This window comes from Xanthomonas sp. NCPPB 3005, assembly GCF_041228095.2.
Classification (GTDB): Bacteria; Pseudomonadota; Gammaproteobacteria; order Xanthomonadales; family Xanthomonadaceae; genus Xanthomonas_A; species Xanthomonas_A bonasiae.
The window spans coordinates 1,894,195-1,908,888 of the sequence record NZ_CP166096.2 but is presented as its reverse complement, the minus strand read 5'-3'; the positions used below and the strand labels follow the sequence as shown (position 1 = coordinate 1,908,888).

Below are 14,694 nucleotides of genomic sequence, written 5' to 3'. Positions count from 1 at the left end.
GCCATGACCGCTCACCCATCGCCCGTACCGTTCGGCGGCACCGATCTCGCTCCCGACCAGTTCCTGACCTTCCTGCTCGGCAAGGAGATGTTCGGCGTCGGCATCCTCGGCATCAAGGAAATCATCGAATACCGCACGCCGACCGACGTGCCGATGATGCCGCCGGCGTTGCGCGGGGTGATCAACCTGCGCGGCGCGGTGGTGCCGGTGGTGGATCTGCAGCAACGCTTCGGCCGCGCCGCCAGCGAGGTCACCAAGCGCACCTGCATCGTCATCGTCGAAGTCGCCAACGGCAACGAGCGCCAGGTGCTGGGGCTGCTGGTGGACGCGGTCAGCGAAGTGCTGGAGATCGCCGCCGCCGACATCGCCCCGGCCCCCGCGTTCGGCGCCGGCATCCGCCGCGATTTCATCCACGGCATGGGCAAGGTCGGCGAGCGCTTCGTGATCCTGCTCGATGCCGATGCGGCGCTGTCCACCCAGGAGTTCGTCGCCATGGCCGGCGTCGAGTCGGGTGTCGAGGAAGGCATGGCCGCCTGAGTTGCCCTCGCGGCGTGGCGCCTGGCGCCGCGCCCAGCCCTCGCCCATCGACGGAATCCGCATGTCGCTCGTCCCCGAAATCGCCACGCTCAGCCAATTCGGTACGGTCCTGGTCGTCGACGACAGCCATGTGCAGCGCGAGCATGCACTGGCGCTGTGCCTGCGGCTGGGCGCGGTGGCGGTGGAGGGCGTGCCGGACGGCCATGCGGCACTGGCGCGGGTCAGCCAGGGACCGGCGCCGGGGCTGCTGATCGTGGACCTGGAAATGCCCGGCATGGACGGCGTGCAGCTGCTTGATGCGCTGGCCCGCTGCAGCGTGCGCGTGCCGATCGTGGTCGCCTCGCAACGCGGCGCGGCGCTGATCGACTCGGTGCTGCAGGTCGGCCGCGCCAACGGCCTGCAGGTACTGGCCGGCCTGGAAAAACCGCTGCGCGCGGCCGAGCTCGATGCGGCGTTGCAGGCGCACCCGCAGCCGCTGCCGGCCGCGCGCCACGACGCCGGCGCCGGCGACCCCACCGACGCGGCGATGCTGCAAGAAGCGCTGCGCCGCGGCGACATCGAAGTGGCGTACCAGCCCAAGGTGGACATGCGCAGCGGCCAGGTCAGCGGCGTGGAAGCGCTGGCGCGCTGGCGGCATCCGCAGAACGGGCAGATCGCGCCGGACCGCTTCATCGCCCTGGCCGAACGCGAAGGCCTGATCCACGCGCTGACCGCCAGCGTCGCCGACCAGGCGATGGCGCGGCTGGCGACCTGGAAGCAGTCCGGCTTCCGCCTGAGCCTGGCGATCAACCTGTCGCCGTGCCTGCTGCAGGACCCGGGACTGCTCGACGAACTGCATAGCCAACTGCGCCGCCACGGGCTGGTGCCGGCCGACGTGATCCTGGAGATCACCGAAAGCTCGCTGGTCGAGGCCAGCGCGCTGGGCATGCTGGCGCGGCTGCGGCTGCAGGGCTTCGGCCTGTCGCTGGACGACTACGGCACCGGTTTCTCCTCGCTGCAACAGCTGACCCGCATTCCCTTCACCGAGCTAAAGATCGACCGCATCTTCGTGCACGACGCGCACCGCAGCCGCAATTTGCGCACCGTGCTGGAATCGGCGCTGGGCATGGCGCAACGGCTGGGCCTGAGCACCGTCGCCGAAGGCATCGAAACGGTCGAGGACTGGCAACTGCTGCAGGAACTGGGCTGCGACCTGGGCCAGGGCTATCTGCTGGCGCGGCCGATGGGCGGCGGCGCACTGACCACCTGGCTGCTCGAGCACCAGACCCGGCTGCAGGAACACGGCCCCACCGCGGCGCAAGCGCCGCATCACTGACTCCCGGACCATCATGACCAGCACCGACACCATCACCGAGCAGGAATTCGGCAAGTTCCAGCGCTTCATCTTCGACGCGGCCGGCATCACCATTTCCCCGGCCAAGAAGGCGATGCTGTGCGGGCGCCTGGGCAAGCGCCTGAAGGCGCACTCGCTGCAGACCTACACCCAGTACCTGAAGCTGCTGGAAAGCCGCGAAGGCAGCGGCGAGGTGCAGACCGCAATCGACCTGCTGACCACCAACGAGACCTACTTCTTCCGCGAGCCAAAGCATTTCGAACTGCTGCGCAAGCTGGCGAGCGAGCACAAGGGCAACGCGCCGTTCCGCATCTGGAGCGCGGCCAGTTCCACCGGCGAGGAGGCCTACAGCATGGCGATGGTGCTGGACGACACGCTGCAGGGACGCCCCTACGAAGTGGTCGGCACCGACATCAGCACCCGCGTGCTGGCCAAGGCGCGCACCGGCCACTATCCGCTGCAGCGCATCGAGCACATGCCGCCGGCGCTGCTCAAGCGCTACTGCCTGAAAGGCCGCGGCGAATACGAAGGCAGCCTGCTGATCGACCGCAAGCTGCGCGACAACGTGCGCTTCCTGCACGCCAACCTCAACGCATCGCTGCCCAACCTCGGCCAGTTCGACGTGATCTTCCTGCGCAACGTGATGATCTACTTCAACGGCCAGACCAAGCGCGAAGTGGTCGCGCGGGTGCTTTCCGTGCTCAAGCGCGGCGGCATCTTCTGCATCGGCCACTCGGAAAGCCTCAACGACGTCAACAACGAGGTCGTGCAGGTGGCGCCGTCGGTGTACCGCAAGCCATGAACACCGCTGCCGCTACTCAAAGGAACGACCGATGACGACGACGATCAAGGCCATGGTGGTCGACGATTCGGCGGTAGTGCGCCAGGTGCTGGTGGCGGTGCTCAACGAGGCGCCCGGCATCGAGGTGATCGCCGCGGCCGCCGATCCGCTGCTGGCGATGGACAAGATGCGCCAGCAATGGCCGGACGTGATCGTGCTGGACGTGGAAATGCCGAAGATGGACGGCATCACCTTCCTGCGCAAGATCATGAGCGAGCGCCCCACCCCGGTGGTGATCTGCTCCACCCTCACCGAGAAGGGCGCGCGGGTGACCATGGACGCGCTGGCCGCCGGCGCGGTGGCGGTGGTGACCAAGCCCAAGCTCGGCCTGAAACAGTTCCTCACCGACTCGGCCGACGAACTCGTCGCCACGGTGCGCACCGCCGCGCGTGCCAACGTCAAGCGCCTGGCCGCGCGCAGCGCCGCGCCGCCGGTGGAAGCGGAGGTCAAGCACAACGCCGACGTGATCCTGCCGGCGCAGGGCGGGCGCCCGCTGGCGCAGACCACCGAGCGGGTGATCGCGATCGGCACCTCCACCGGCGGCACCCAGGCGCTGGAGGAAGTGCTGACCGCGCTGCCGCGGGTCAGTCCCGGCATCGTCATCGTCCAGCACATGCCGGAGAAGTTCACCGCCGCGTTCGCCGCGCGCCTGGACAGCCTGTGCCAGATCGCGGTGAAGGAAGCGGCCAACAACGACCGCGTGGTCCCGGGCCGCGCGCTGATCGCGCCCGGCGGCAAGCACATGCTGCTGCGCCGCAGCGGCGCGCAGTATTTCGTCGAGGTGGTGGACGGGCCGCCGGTGAACCGGCACCGGCCGTCGGTGGACGTGCTGTTCCGCTCCGCCGCGCGCGCCGCCGGCGGCAATGCGCTGGGCATCATCATGACCGGCATGGGCGACGACGGCGCGGTCGGCCTGCTGGAGATGCGCCAGGCCGGCGCGCGCACCGTGGCCCAGGACGAACAGAGCAGCGTGGTGTTCGGCATGCCCAAGGAAGCGATCAAGCGCGGCGGCGCGGAGAAGATCCTGCCGCTGGGATCGATGGCGCGCGAGATCGTGCAGCAGCTCGGCTAACGCCGCTCCGCGGTCGCTAGCTCCTGTAGGAGCGGCTTCAGCCGCGACGGGCATCATCGATGGACCTGTCGCGGTTGATGGAACCTGTCGCGGCTGAAGCCGCTCCTGCAATTTCGCGACGGTCGGTGCCGCTACAGCTGCGACTCCACCGGCAACCAGCCGATCACCCGCGCCGCGGCACGCCGCCAGAACCCCGCCTCCGGCTCGCGGTCCCAGGTCTGCGGCGGCCGCACCGCGGCATCGTGCCAGCGCACGGCCCCATCCTGCAGCGCCAACCGGTAGCTGACCGGCGCCGACACCTTGGTCCGGTACAGCCGCTCGAGTTCGGCCGCCGCCGCGCGATCGCGGAACAGCAAGCCCATCTCGGTATTGAGATTCATCGAGCGCGGGTCGAGATTGAACGAGCCGATGAAGCCTTCGCGCCCATCGACCACGAACGCCTTGGTGTGCAGGCTGGCGCCGCTGGAGCCGAACAGGCTGCCGCCCGGATCGCCCTGCGGCTTGAGCTCGAACAACGCCACGCCCTGGCGCAGCAGCGGCAGCCGGTAGCCGGCATAGCCGCCATGCACCGCGACCACGTCGTTGGCCGCCAGCGAGTTGGTCAGCACGCCCACCGCGACGCCGCGCTGGCGCAGCTGGCCGATCCAGCGCATGCCCTCCTCGCCCGGCACGAAGTACGGCGAGATCAGCGCCAGCTCGCGTTGCGCGCGCGCCATCTCGCCGACCAGCCGCGGCGTCATCCAGTCCGCGCGCGGCGGCGCGCTTTCGGCCTTCTCCGGCGGGTCGGACACGATCGACGCCTCGGCGCTCCAGTGGAGCGGGCGCTCGCCCTCGACCAGGTTGCGCACGCTGGGCGCCTGCCGCAGGCGCTGCACGTAGGGATGCGCGCGCGCCGAGCCCAGGCCGGCATCGATGCTGGCGCGCAGCCTGGGCAGCGCCTCCGGCTCGGCCTGCACCAGCGCACCGAGCGGCACCGCCGTGCGGCTGTTCCAGTACGCGTCGAAGATCTGCGCGGCCTGCGCCACCGCCGGCCCGACCACCGCGACATCGGTATCCATGAAATTGGTGTCGCGCGCCGCGTCGAAGTATTCGTCGCCGACGTTGCGCCCGCCCACCACCGCCATGCGCCCGTCGGCGATCCAGGCCTTGTTGTGCATGCGCCGGTTGACGCTGAAGAACCGCAGCACCAGCTCCACGCCGCGCATCAGCGTGCCCTCGCGGGCGCGGGTCGGGTTGAACAGCCGCACCTCGATCAGCGGATGGCGATCCAGCGCGGCCAGCACCGAATTGCTGCCGTGCACATTCATGTCGTCCAGCAGCAGGCGCACGCGCACGCCGCGGTCGGCGGCGCGCAACAGCTCGTTGTAGAGCAGGTTGCCGGTGAAATCCGCATGCCAGATGTAGTACTGCAGGTCCAGGCTGCGCCCGGCCGCGCGCGCGGCCGCCGCGCGCACCGCGAACGCTTCGACGTTGTCGGGCAGGATCACCATGCCGCTGTGCCCGGGATGCGCGGCGGTCAGTGGCGCCACCACCCGGTCGATCGGGGTCTGCAGTGCGGTCGCCGGCAGGGCGTGGCTGGCCGGCCCCTGTGCGCGGTCGGCGAAGCGGCCGTAGCCGTACAGCGCCGCCAGCGAGGCCAGCACGAACGCGGCCAGGGCGATGCCGCTCCATTTCAGCGCCTTCTTCATCTTGCGGACTCTCCATGACATCGGCGCAGTGTAGGCAATGCCCTGTGTAGGCCGCTGCGCGAACGCGCTCACCCCGAGTTGATGTGCTCCTTGCAGTACAGCCGCCGATACGCGGTCGGGGTCATGCCCAGGCGTTGGCGGAAGATGCGGCGGAAATAACCGCCGTCGCTGAAGCCGGCGCGCTGCGCGACTTCGTCGACGGTGCAGGTGTTCACCAGCAGCAGCTTCTCGGCAAAGGCGATGCGCTGGCGATGGATCGCCTCGGTCAGCGTGGTGCCGAACGCGCGGCGGTAGATGCGGCCCAGGTAGTCCGGGTTGCAATGCAGCTGCGCGGCCAGCGTGGACGCGGTGAGCGCGGTGTGGAACTGGGTGCCGATCAGTTGCTTGGCGCGGTACGCCAGCGCCACGCCGGCACGGTCGGAGTCGTGCGGGTCGGGCCAGGCGCCGGCCACGCATTGCAGCATCGACAGCACGATCGGCTCCAGCATCGGCAGCGTGCGCCGTTCTTCCTGCTCGCTGAGGAACCAGCGGAACAGGCCGACGAAACGCTCCGGGTCGCGGATCGCGCTGCGTTGCGGCATCGACAGCAGCGTCGCCTCGTCCGCGGCGACGGCGGTCGGCGCCAGTTCGAAATGCACCCAGTAGAAGCGCAGTTCGTCGGAGAAGCGGCCCAGGCCGGCATGTTCGCGGCCCGGCCACAGGATCAGGGTCTCGCCGGGGCCGATGTGGAAGTCGTCGTCCTGTTCGCGGATCGACAAGGTGCCGCGCTCGACGAAGATCAGCTCGTAGGACTGGATCACCCGGGTCGGGTGCGCGCCGACCCCGCGGGAAATGAACAGGCCGCCGTTCTGGACCCGGATCGGATAGGCGACTGCGAGTTCGAGCATGTCGGAAGCGTCTCCCCGGCGAGAATGGCACGCTGCACTGCAGCAAATAACGCACGGCATCGCCGCGAGCGCCACTGCAGCCATGCAGGTCGGAATCGTACCGTTTTTATACCGCGCCGGCTCTTGTTCCGATGCCGGCGGCATGCGACTTTGCGGTGGCGCCGCCTCCCGCGCCCGCCAGGAACCGTCCCGTTGAATGCGACCGCCGTTGGCCCCGTTGCCGCAGGCGCCGAACAGGCCGCCACGCACCGACTCTCGCGCCTGGAAAAGTTCGGCTATGGCCTGGGCGATGCCGGCGGCACCATCGTCACCTGCCTGATCGCCAACTTCCTCACGTTCTTCTACACCGACGTGTTCGGCCTGACCCCGGCGCTGGTCGGGACGCTGTTCACCGTGCTGCGCATCGCCGATGCGGTGTCCGATCCGCTGATGGGCCTGCTCGCCGACCGCACCCGCAGCCGCTGGGGCCGCTTCCGCGGCTGGCAGCTGTGGATCGCCTTGCCGATCGGCATCGCCTGCGTGCTGACCTTCAGCACCCCGCAGCTGAGCTACGCAGCAAAGGTCGCCTACGCCTTCGCCAGCTATTTCCTGCTGTCGCTGTGCTACACCGCGATCAACGTGCCGTATTGCGCGCTGATCAACAGCATGACCGGCGACCACCGCGAAGTGGTGTCGGCGCAGTCGTGGCGCTTCGTGCTGTGCGGCATCGCCGGCTTCCTGGTCTCGGTCGGGCTGCCGTGGCTGGTGCGGGTGCTCGGCAATGGCGATGCCGCGCACGGCTACCAGCTCGGCGTGGGCGTGCTCAGCGGGCTGGCGGTGGCGATGTTCCTGTGCTGCTTCTTCGCCGTGCGCGAGCGCGTGCCGGTGAGCCTGCTGGGCGAGGCCGGCATCGGCGAACACCTGCGCGGGCTGCTGCGCAACGACCAGATGCGGTTGGTGCTGCTGATGTCGTTCCTGCTGATCAACGTGTTCAACATCCGCGGCGGCGGCTATCTGTATTTCATCAACTACGTGCTCGGCGGCGGCGCCGGCTACACCTCGCTGTTCTTCGCGATGGTGGCGCTGGCCACGGTGCTCGGCGCGCTCGTGGTCAACGCGCTGTGCCGCCGCTTCGATCCGCTGGCCCTGTACCTGCACACCAACCTGGCGCTGGCCGCGCTGGGCGTGCTGCAGTGGTGCATGCCCACCGGGCCGGCGCAGCAGACGCTGTGGCTGGGGCTGATCTTCGTCAACTGCCTGGTGCTGGGCTTCGCGCTGCCGCTGCACTTCTCGATCATGGCCTTCGCCGACGACTACGGCGCGTGGAAGAACCGCATCCGTTCCTCCGGCATCAACTTCGCCTTCAACCTGTTCTGCATCAAGCTGGCCTGGGCCTCGAGCGCGGTGGTGATCAGCTACCTGTTCGTGCGCGTGGGCTACCGCGCCGGCGCCGAGCACCAGACCGCCGCCTCGCTGCAGGCGATCACCCTGCTGGAAACGCTGATTCCCGCCGCGCTGCACCTGCTGCTGGCCGCGGTGATCTACCGCTGCCGCCTGCGCCGGCCGCTGCTGGCCGAGATCGGTGCCGATCTGGCCGCGCGCCCGGTGCACTGACCGCTCCCCTCCTCCTCCCCACAGGATCGCCGCCTCCATGCCGCACTCGCTCGCCCCGCCGCCCGAACTCCCGCTCGACCGCCTGCGCATCGCCGACCCGTTCTGGCAGCGCTACCAACGCCTGGTGCAGGACGTGGTGCTGCCGTACCAATGGGATGCGCTCAACGACAACGTCGCCGATGCCGAACCCAGCCACGCGATCGAGAACTTCCGCATCGCCGCCGGGCGCAGCGACGGCGCGTTCTACGGCATGGTGTTCCAGGACAGCGACGTGGCCAAGTGGCTGGAAGCGGTGGCCTACCTGCTCGCGCAGCATCCCGATCCGGCGCTGGAGCGCGATGCCGACGCCACCATCGAACTGATCGGCGCCGCGCAACAGGCCGACGGCTACCTCAACACCTATTTCACGGTGAAGGCGCCGGAGCAGCGCTGGACCAACCTGGCCGAATGCCACGAGCTGTACTGCGCCGGTCACATGATCGAGGCCGGCGTCGCCTACCACCAGGCCACCGGCAAGCGCGCGCTGCTGGACATCGTGTGCCGGCTCGCCGACCACATCGACGCCACCTTCGGCCCCGGCCCCGCGCAGCTGCACGGCTATCCCGGGCATCCGGAGATCGAACTGGCGCTGATGCGCCTGTACGAAGCCACCAGCGAGCCGCGCTACCTGGCGCTGACCCGCTACTTCGTCGAGCAGCGCGGCACCGCGCCGCACTACTACGACGAAGAATACGAAAAGCGCGGGCGCAGCTTCTTCTGGGGCGGCCATGGGCCGGCGTGGATGATCGAGGACAAGGCCTACAGCCAGGCGCACGTGCCGGTCGCGCTGCAGACCACCGCGGTCGGCCACGCAGTGCGCTTCGTCTACCTGTACGCCGGCGTGGCGCACCTGGCGCGGCACAGCGGCGACGCCGAACTGCGCGCGACCTGCGAGCGGCTGTGGGAGAACACCACGCAGCGGCAGCTGTACCTCACCGGCGCGATCGGCGCGCAGAGCTACGGCGAAGCCTTCAGCGTCGACTACGACCTGCCCAACGACACCGCCTACAACGAGAGTTGCGCCTCGATCGGGCTGATGATGTTCGCCAACCGCATGCTGCAGCTGGCGCCGGACAGCCGCTATGCCGACGTGATGGAGCGGGCGCTGTACAACACGGTGCTGGCCGGCATGGCGCTGGACGGGCGCCACTTCTTCTACGTCAATCCGCTGGAAGTGCATCCGCCCACCGTGCACGGCAACCACGGCTTCGACCACGTCAAGCCGGTGCGCCAGCGCTGGTTCGGCTGCGCCTGCTGTCCGCCGAACATCGCCCGCGTGCTGACCTCGCTCGGCCACTACATCTACACCCGCCGCGACGACACGCTCTACGTGAATCTGTACGTCGGCAGCGACGCCGCGTTCGACGTGGACGGGCAGACCTTGACCCTGCGCCAGCGTGGCGAGTACCCGTGGCAGGAACAGGTGGAACTGAGCGTGGATTGCGAGGCGCCGATCGAAGCTGCATTGGCGTTGCGCCTGCCTGACTGGTGCCGTGCGCCGCAACTGCAACTCAACGGCGAAGCGGTGGCGATCGAGGCGCATCTGCAGCACGGCTACTGCGTGCTGCGCCGGCGCTGGCAGCGCGGCGACACCCTGCACCTGCACCTGCCGATGCCGCCGATGCGGGTCAGCGGCCATCCGCGCGTGCGCCATCTGGCCGGCAAGGTCGCGCTGCAGCGCGGGCCGCTGGTCTACTGCCTGGAGCAGGCCGACAACGGCACGCAGCTGCACCAGCTGCGCCTGCCCGCCGACGCGGCGATCCGCAGCGAACCCGGCAGCGGCACGCTGGCCGGCCAGGTGCTGCTGCAGGCCGAAGGCGAACGCCTGCACGGCCACGACGACGCGCAGGCCGACGCCTCGCCGCTGTACCGCTACGACGCGCCGCCGCCGTCGCGGCAGACGCAGACCCTGACCTTCGTGCCCTACTTCGCCTGGGCCAACCGCGGCGAAGGCGAGATGCGGGTGTGGGTGGACGCGAGCGGCGACGACTGAGCCCGCGCGCCGCCGCGCGGCGCGCTCACAACTCGGCGAGGATCTGCTGGCGCCGGCGTTCGTACTCCGCCTGGTCGATCAGACCCTGCGCGCGCAATGCTTCGAGCGCGCGCAGCCGCGCTTCCACCGATGCCGCCGGTGGCAACGGCGGCGGCGAAGCAGCGCGCTGGGATGCTTGCGCACGCTGGTCGCGACGCATGGCCAGCCATACCGCCGCAAAGACCAGCACCGGCAGCGCCAGTACGACGAACAGAATCACGAAGTGCCAAATGCTGAATCCACCCATCCCATCCTCCTTGATGCGGCGCGTGCCGCGCGGGTGTTACTTCGCCTTGCCCTGGTTGGCCACCGCTTCGGCCGCCTTCTTCGCCGCTTCCGGATCGCCGAGATAGCGGTAGGACTGCACCTTCAACTCGTCGTCAAGCTCGAACAGCAGCGGGATGCCGGTGGGGATGTTGAGTTCCAGGATTTCCTCGCGCGAGACGCCGTTCAAATACTTGTACAGCGCGCGCAACGAGTTGCCGTGCGCGGTGACCAGCACGGTCTGTCCGGCCTTCAGCTGCGGCGCGATCGCGTCGTGCCAGTACGGCAGCACGCGCTCGAGCGTGGTCGCCAGCGACTCGGTGGCCGGCAACGCGTTGCGGTCGAGCGTGGCGTAGCGGCGGTCGTGCAGCGGATGGCCCGGATCGTCGGCCTCCATCGGCGGCGGCGGGATGTCGTAGGAACGGCGCCAGATCTTGACCTGCTCCTCGCCGTGCTTGGCCGCGGTCTCGGCCTTGTCCAGGCCCTGCAGGCCGCCGTAGTGGCGTTCGTTGAGGCGCCAGCTCTTGTGTACCGGCAGCCAGTCCTGGTCCAGTTCCTTCAGCGCGCCCTGCAGGGTGTGGATGGCGCGCTTGAGCACCGAGGTGTGCGCCACGTCGAACTGCAGCCCCTCCTCGCGCAGCAGGCGACCGGCGGCGGCGGCTTCCTGGCGGCCTTGCTCGGTGAGATCCACGTCCACCCAGCCGGTGAAGCGGTTATCCAGGTTCCACTGGCTCTGGCCATGGCGCAACAGTACGAGTTTGCGGGTCACTGCGACGGTCTCCGTTGGGGGATGCGTGGGTCGTGCGGTCCTGGATTGTAGCCGGTGGCTGGGAATGGGGAGTCGGGAATGGGGAATGGAAACGGCTTGGCGTTCCGGCGCGCTTTGCCGTCTGGCGATCTGTCGCGGCTGAAGCCGCTCCTACAAAGGGCACGCCGGGCTAACGCTGCGCTGGAACGCAAGCGGATCGGCGCCGACGACCGTCACCCTCTCGTCGAGACCGTGGCCTCTCGTCGCCAGACATCGATCAGGAGCATGCTTCGACGATTCCCCATTCTCGTTTCCCCATTCCCAGCTCCTCCACGCCACGGCCACGAATGCGGCGCGATCATTCGCAAATGGACACTTCTTCGCACAAGGTCTTCGGCGACTGGGACGGCAGCATCGTGCAGGCGCGGGCGCTGCAGGCCACGCTGGCCAAGCAGGTGCGGCTGCACGACGAAGTGCCGGACCCGCCGCGCTGGCTGGCCGGATTCGACGTCGGCTTCGAGGACGAGGGCCGCATCACCCGCGCCGCCGCCGTGCTCATCGACGCCGACACCCTGCAGCCGCAGCAGGCCGAGATCGCCCGCGTGCCGACCTCGATGCCCTACGTGCCGGGACTGCTGAGCTTCCGCGAACTGCCGGCGCTGCTGGCCGCGCTGGCCCTGTTGCGGCAGCGTCCGGACCTGGTGTTCGTCGACGGCCAGGGCATCGCCCATCCGCGCCGGCTCGGCATCGCCGCGCACTTCGGCGTGGTCACCGGCCTGCCCAGCATCGGCGTGGCCAAGAAACTGCTGGCCGGACGCTATGACGAACCCGGGCCGCAGGCAGGCGACCGCAGCCCCATCGTGCACCGCGGCGACACCGTCGGCTGGGCGCTGCGCAGCAAGCCGCGCTGCAATCCGCTGATCGTCTCGCCCGGCCACCGCGTCGCGGTGGACAGCGCGCTGGACTGGACCCAACGCTACCTGCGCGGCTACCGGCTGCCGGAGCCGACCCGCCTGGCCGACCGGCTGGCCTCGCGCCGCGGCGAGGTCACGATGCAGGCGGCCGAGAGCGGGCAGTTGTTCTGAATCCAGCCGCTACGCATCGATGCGTCGGGTGCCGCCTGCGCGGTGCGCGGCGGCGGCAAGCACGGCCTGCAGCAGCGCGATGCGATGCCGCCGGCCACGCGTCGATCGCGCATGGCCGGCGGCGGGCATCGCTGGCGACTACCGGTTGCCGATGTTGATCCCGCCGTTGACGATCTGGATGTACATGCCGGCCGGGCGCGGGCGCGCGAAGAACTGCAGGTTGACGCTGGCCAGGCCGGTTCCGCCGGCGCAATTGGCCGAGCTCATGCCGATCGCGGTGTAACGAATATTGGTACGCAGCGTCGGGCCGGCGACGCGGCCGCCGTTGTTGACCGGATAGCATCCGCCGCCCTGCCCGCCCGCCACCAGCAACGCCTTGGCGTTCCACAGGTTGTTGATGATCACGGTGGGGACATTGATGTCGGCGCTTTGCGCCTGTGCCGGCACGGCGGCAAACGCCGCCAGCGCCATCGCGATCGACAGCACGGCGGTGACGGTATTGCTGGATTTCGACGAACGGATCATCAGGATGCTCTCGAGTTGGGGAAGGAATGCAGCGAGCACGCTGCAACGCTGCAGGCCGGGACGGCCCCGGCCGGCAGCGCCCGATTATTCCGGTTCGCCGTCGATAACATCACCCAAAGTTACAAATTTGCAGACAAAAAACGCGCGCCCTTCAGCATTATGCGATTTCGCTAGTCTGGCATGCCGACACGCATGCCAATCGCGGCGCAACGCCGACCCAGCCTTGGGAGGACTCGCCCCATGCGACACAGTAAACACTGCGGCCCGGGACAGTCCGTCTTGCCGCAACGCTCCCACTTCGGCCATCGCGCATGCGAAGCTCGTGCCCCTTGTTCCCACGTCCGCGAGGCCGCGCATGCCCACCCTGATCGCTCCCCGCGTCCACGACATCGGCGGTTTCGAAGTGCGCCGTTCGGTGCCCAGCCTGCAGGCGCGCAGCGTCGGCCCGTTCGTGTTCATCGACCACATGGGCCCGGCGATCTTCGAACCCGGCCACGGCGTGGACGTGCGCCCGCATCCGCATATCGGCCTGGCCACGGTGACCTTCCTGTGGTCCGGCGAGATCGGCCACCGCGACACGCTCGGCTCGGACCAGGTGATCCGCGCCGGCGACGTCAACTGGATGACCGCCGGCCGCGGCATCGCCCATTCCGAGCGCACGCCTACATCGCTGCGCGCGCAGCCGCATCCGCTGCACGGCATGCAGACCTGGGTGGCGCTGCCGAAATCGGCCGAGGAAACCGCGCCGGCGTTCTACCACCATGCCGCCGCCAGCCTGCCGCAGCAGCGCCGCGACGGGGTGTGGCTGCGGGTGATCGCCGGCCGCGCCTACGGCGAGGAATCGCCGGTCAAGGTGTTCGCCGACACGCTCAACGTGGCGCTGGACCTGGACGCGGACGCGGAGATCGACCTGGACACGGGCCACGTGCAGCGCTCGCTGTACGTGCTGGAAGGCGAGGCGCAGCTGGACGGCGTGGACATCCCCGCGCGGTACCTGGTGCTGCCGGAAGCCGGCGCGCGCGGACGCTTGCGCGCCAAGACCCCGCTGAAGGCGATGCTGATTGGCGGCGAGCCGCTGGACGGGCCGCGCCACCTGTGGTGGAACTTCGTGTCCAGCTCCACCGAGCGCATCGAGCAGGCCAAGCGGGACTGGCGCGAGGGCCGCTTCGGGCTGATCCCCGGCGACGACCAGGAATTCATTCCGCTGCCCGAACCGGGCAAGTAAGGCGGCCGGCGCGACCGGCTCGATTCGGGCGCGGCGCCGCGCATCGCGGCATGTCGACCAGGACGCCGCGACCCGAGGGAGCGACGCCGGGCGGCCCGGTGTCGCCCGTCGCCGCGGGCACCATCGGTCAGGCCCGTCGCGACCGATGAGCGAGGCCACCCGGAGTCGCTTTCCCAGTGCGTCAAAAGCGGATCGCGAAACGCGCTAGCGCGCCGCAGCGGCCGCGACGCGGCCCTTTGCCGGCACCGCGTCGTCGACCAAGTCCACCGCAAGCTGCTGCAGCTGTTGCGCCAGGGTCTTGTTGCTTACGCCGTCGCTGGCCTCGAGCAGGGTGTAGACCGCCTGCAGCTGGCGCAGGCCCTTGGGCGGCACCTTGATCACCTTGCCGCCGACGATGACGAAACCGCCGCCACCGACGGCGACGCCGGGCGACAGGTAGCTGGCGACGATGACGAATCTGCGCGGATCGATGCTGGGCATGGGCTGTACTCCTTTACAGGGATGGAAGGACGACACCGCAATGCGCCTGCTGGCGCGGCGGCATCCCCTGCTTCAACGCGGCGCGGGCGCCGCAGCGGCCACCGCCCACTGACTGCATTCAGGCGAGCGCCGCCCCACGCCGGTGCCGGCGCGCGGGTTTTCGACCCGCATTCCAATTGTCAAGTGCCGCTCGCTGGGCTATGGTTCGGGCAGCGGCGGGGAAATGGCGGCCGCACACCGGGACACGCATTGCGTAGGGGTATGCACTGCACGCGGATCCCGCAAAGGAATGAGGGTGACGTGCCGTGCGCCTGCGTCGGCGTGCGCTGAAGATCGATACCGTCG

At 69.3% G+C, this 14,694-nt stretch carries 14 protein-coding genes; 8 read left to right on the top strand and 6 right to left on the bottom strand.

All coding sequences use genetic code 11. From position 1 onward, the window contains the following. Positions 1-3 precede the first annotated feature (3 nt). Genes AB8810_RS08140 through AB8810_RS08125 form a run of 4 tightly spaced genes read left to right on the top strand, consistent with a single transcriptional unit; the run spans position 4 to position 3,783 of the window. On the top strand, positions 4-537 hold the full coding sequence (locus AB8810_RS08140) for a chemotaxis protein CheW (RefSeq protein WP_191825681.1): 534 nt from the start codon (positions 4-6) through the stop codon (positions 535-537). 55 nt (positions 538-592) lie between these two features. Next, positions 593-1,852 (top strand): EAL domain-containing protein, encoded by a 1,260-nt coding sequence (locus tag AB8810_RS08135; RefSeq protein WP_191825768.1) that lies wholly within the window; start codon positions 593-595, stop codon positions 1,850-1,852. Positions 1,853-1,865: 13 nt separating this feature from the next. Continuing rightward, the gene (locus AB8810_RS08130; protein ID WP_191825682.1) at positions 1,866-2,672 is read left to right on the top strand and encodes a protein-glutamate O-methyltransferase CheR; all 807 of its coding nucleotides are present in this window, start codon (positions 1,866-1,868) and stop codon (positions 2,670-2,672) included. A 31-nt stretch (positions 2,673-2,703) separates the two neighbouring features. Further along, a complete protein-coding gene (locus AB8810_RS08125) occupies positions 2,704-3,783 on the top strand; it encodes a chemotaxis response regulator protein-glutamate methylesterase (RefSeq protein WP_191825683.1) in 1,080 nt (359 codons plus the stop codon). A 131-nt stretch (positions 3,784-3,914) separates the two neighbouring features. Here AB8810_RS08125 and AB8810_RS08120 read toward each other — a convergent pair whose 3' ends face one another. Together AB8810_RS08120 and AB8810_RS08115 are read right to left on the bottom strand one after the other, a co-directional pair. Then, complete coding sequence (locus tag AB8810_RS08120) at positions 3,915-5,471, bottom strand: phospholipase D family protein (RefSeq protein WP_369916173.1); 1,557 nt, start codon at positions 5,469-5,471, stop codon at positions 3,915-3,917. A gap of 68 nt (positions 5,472-5,539) precedes the next feature. Continuing rightward, positions 5,540-6,358 (bottom strand): AraC family transcriptional regulator, encoded by an 819-nt coding sequence (locus tag AB8810_RS08115; protein WP_206259414.1) that lies wholly within the window; start codon positions 6,356-6,358, stop codon positions 5,540-5,542. A 192-nt stretch (positions 6,359-6,550) separates the two neighbouring features. Between AB8810_RS08115 and AB8810_RS08110 the strand changes: the two genes are divergently transcribed. Continuing rightward, complete coding sequence (locus AB8810_RS08110; protein ID WP_191825686.1) at positions 6,551-7,951, top strand: MFS transporter; 1,401 nt, start codon at positions 6,551-6,553, stop codon at positions 7,949-7,951. 37 nt (positions 7,952-7,988) lie between these two features. Beyond that, complete coding sequence (locus AB8810_RS08105; protein WP_369916170.1) at positions 7,989-9,983, top strand: glycoside hydrolase family 127 protein; 1,995 nt, start codon at positions 7,989-7,991, stop codon at positions 9,981-9,983. Positions 9,984-10,008: 25 nt separating this feature from the next. Here the strand turns inward: AB8810_RS08105 and AB8810_RS08100 are convergent, their stop codons facing one another. Together AB8810_RS08100 and gpmA are read right to left on the bottom strand one after the other, a co-directional pair. Beyond that, positions 10,009-10,242 (bottom strand): SHOCT domain-containing protein, encoded by a 234-nt coding sequence (locus AB8810_RS08100; RefSeq protein WP_372530421.1) that lies wholly within the window; start codon positions 10,240-10,242, stop codon positions 10,009-10,011. Between the two features lie 63 nt (positions 10,243-10,305). Next, positions 10,306-11,055, bottom strand: a complete 750-nt coding sequence (gene gpmA, locus AB8810_RS08095) for a 2,3-diphosphoglycerate-dependent phosphoglycerate mutase (RefSeq protein ID WP_179566083.1) — start codon at positions 11,053-11,055, stop codon at positions 10,306-10,308. Positions 11,056-11,402: 347 nt separating this feature from the next. On the opposite strand from gpmA, the gene nfi reads away from it, so the two are divergent. Then, positions 11,403-12,119, top strand: coding sequence for a deoxyribonuclease V (gene nfi, locus AB8810_RS08090; RefSeq protein WP_179566085.1), 717 nt, complete (start codon positions 11,403-11,405; stop codon positions 12,117-12,119). A 138-nt stretch (positions 12,120-12,257) separates the two neighbouring features. Here nfi and AB8810_RS08085 read toward each other — a convergent pair whose 3' ends face one another. Continuing rightward, positions 12,258-12,644, bottom strand: a complete 387-nt coding sequence (locus AB8810_RS08085; RefSeq protein WP_179566087.1) for a hypothetical protein — start codon at positions 12,642-12,644, stop codon at positions 12,258-12,260. A 355-nt stretch (positions 12,645-12,999) separates the two neighbouring features. Here AB8810_RS08085 and AB8810_RS08080 point away from each other — a divergent pair, with 355 nt between their 5' ends. Then, positions 13,000-13,869, top strand: a complete 870-nt coding sequence (locus tag AB8810_RS08080; protein WP_369916167.1) for a pirin family protein — start codon at positions 13,000-13,002, stop codon at positions 13,867-13,869. Between the two features lie 204 nt (positions 13,870-14,073). Here AB8810_RS08080 and AB8810_RS08075 read toward each other — a convergent pair whose 3' ends face one another. Beyond that, the gene (locus tag AB8810_RS08075) at positions 14,074-14,349 is read right to left on the bottom strand and encodes a hypothetical protein (protein ID WP_369916165.1); all 276 of its coding nucleotides are present in this window, start codon (positions 14,347-14,349) and stop codon (positions 14,074-14,076) included. Positions 14,350-14,694 lie beyond the last annotated feature (345 nt).

What these genes read in the sequence shown, in the direction of transcription:
- AB8810_RS08115 (WP_206259414.1), bottom strand. Translation starts at nt 6,358, where the DNA reads ATGCTCGAACTCGCAGTCGCCTATCCGATCCGGGTCCAGAACGGCGGC.
- AB8810_RS08075 (WP_369916165.1), bottom strand. Translation starts at nt 14,349, where the DNA reads ATGCCCAGCATCGATCCGCGCAGATTCGTCATCGTCGCCAGCTACCTG.
- AB8810_RS08130 (WP_191825682.1), top strand. Translation starts at nt 1,866, where the DNA reads ATGACCAGCACCGACACCATCACCGAGCAGGAATTCGGCAAGTTCCAG.
- AB8810_RS08120 (WP_369916173.1), bottom strand. Translation starts at nt 5,471, where the DNA reads ATGAAGAAGGCGCTGAAATGGAGCGGCATCGCCCTGGCCGCGTTCGTG.
- AB8810_RS08085 (WP_179566087.1), bottom strand. Translation starts at nt 12,644, where the DNA reads ATGATCCGTTCGTCGAAATCCAGCAATACCGTCACCGCCGTGCTGTCG.
- AB8810_RS08140 (WP_191825681.1), top strand. Translation starts at nt 4, where the DNA reads ATGACCGCTCACCCATCGCCCGTACCGTTCGGCGGCACCGATCTCGCT.
- AB8810_RS08125 (WP_191825683.1), top strand. Translation starts at nt 2,704, where the DNA reads ATGACGACGACGATCAAGGCCATGGTGGTCGACGATTCGGCGGTAGTG.
- nfi (WP_179566085.1), top strand. Translation starts at nt 11,403, where the DNA reads ATGGACACTTCTTCGCACAAGGTCTTCGGCGACTGGGACGGCAGCATC.
- AB8810_RS08105 (WP_369916170.1), top strand. Translation starts at nt 7,989, where the DNA reads ATGCCGCACTCGCTCGCCCCGCCGCCCGAACTCCCGCTCGACCGCCTG.
- AB8810_RS08080 (WP_369916167.1), top strand. Translation starts at nt 13,000, where the DNA reads ATGCCCACCCTGATCGCTCCCCGCGTCCACGACATCGGCGGTTTCGAA.